This is a genomic window from thiotrophic endosymbiont of Bathymodiolus puteoserpentis (Logatchev), from assembly GCF_900127505.1.
Taxonomy (GTDB): domain Bacteria; phylum Pseudomonadota; class Gammaproteobacteria; order PS1; family Pseudothioglobaceae; genus Thiodubiliella.
Genome location: NZ_UEXF01000071.1, coordinates 1 through 1,547 on the forward strand (window position 1 = coordinate 1; position 1,547 = coordinate 1,547).

General features: G+C 39.7%; 1 protein-coding gene. It reads left to right on the top strand.

What is annotated here, in order from left to right; genetic code table 11:
* The coding region (locus BHECKSOX2_RS08490; protein ID WP_180323730.1) for a hypothetical protein at positions 1–1,547 on the top strand (1,547 nt) is incomplete at both ends.

The following is a 1,547-nucleotide window of genomic DNA, read 5'->3' on the forward strand; positions in this document are numbered from 1 at the left end:
ACATTGGATAAAGACATTATTTTAGCTAATGTTGGTAGCAATAAAGTCATTGTTGCCGGTCAAGAATTCCTTTTAACGGGCGTAAATGGCGCCACTACCAACACGCTGGATTTTGTTTATACCGTGCAAGCTAATGATAAGATTAGCGCACAAGATTTTGACATTGATGGCGCCGATGATATTGTTTTAACTGATGTTAAAGATGTGGATGGTAACAGTATTAATTTCAGCAGTATTACCGACTCTGTGGCACTTTCTAATGAATCGCTTGATACCGATCTGATGATTGGGGGCGGCAACAAAATAACCCACACTAATGGCGGCGTTTATGAAAAAACCGCTAGTGCTGGCTGGAATGCCGATGTTGCATCTTCCAAGGGCTTTATTAATGACGGCTATGTTATTGCCAAGCTTGGCAACACTGGCAGGGTAATGCTTGGACTTTCAAGTGATGATTCTAGTGATTCTTACAGAAGTATAGATTACGCTTTGTATGCAGACTCAGGTATAGGCAATAAATTTGTCATCTATGAAAGTAGTGTGAGAAAGCGTGACACAAGTGTTGTTTATGCCGCTGGCGACTATATGAAAGTCACTAGATCAGGTACCCAAATAAAATATTACCATATTAAAGCAAGTGATGGTCCTCACGCCAAAGGCACTTTGCTTTACACCTCAAGCAAAACTTCAAATGCAAATACCAAATTGTTTCTAGACAGTTCTTTTCATGATGTTGGTGCTAAGTTAGCAGAGATGCAAATATTCAGTGGCAAGAATTTGCCGTTTTCAGTAGATGTTGGCGCGCCAAAACCCATTGCTAACGCTTGGCATATAGACAGTGGAGCTGCTAATAGTAAAGGTGTATTCACTATTGGCGATGAAATTAAACTTACCCTTACCATAGATGAAGCAGTTACTTTGGCAAAAGTTGGTAGTAATAAAATCATTGTTGCTGGCAAGGAATTTCTATTGACAGGTGCCAATGGCACCCTTACTAACACACTGGTGTTTACTTACACTGTGAAAATTAACGATACAGTTGGCAATAAGTTTTTTAATATTAATGGTAAAAACAGCATCTTTTTATCTGATATCGTTGATGGAGACGGCAATACTATTGATTTGAGTAGTATCACCAGTCCTGTGAAACTTTCTAATGAATCGCTTGATACCGATCTGACGATTGGGGGCGGCAACAAAATAACCCACACTAATGGCGGCGTTTATGAAAAAACCGCTAGTGCTGGCTGGAATGCCGATGTTGCATCTTCCAAGGGCTTTATTAATGACGGCTATGTTATTGCCAAGCTTGGCAACACTGGCAGGGTAATGCTTGGACTTTCAAGTGATAATACTGATAGCTCTTACACTAGCATAGATTACGCTTTGTATGCAGATTCAGGTATAGGTAATAAATTTATCATCTATGAAAGTAGTGGGAAAAAGCGTAACACAGGTGTTGTTTATGTCGCTGGCGACTATATGAAAGTCGCTAGATCAGGTACCCAAATAAAATATTACCATATTAAAGCAAGTGATGGTCCTCA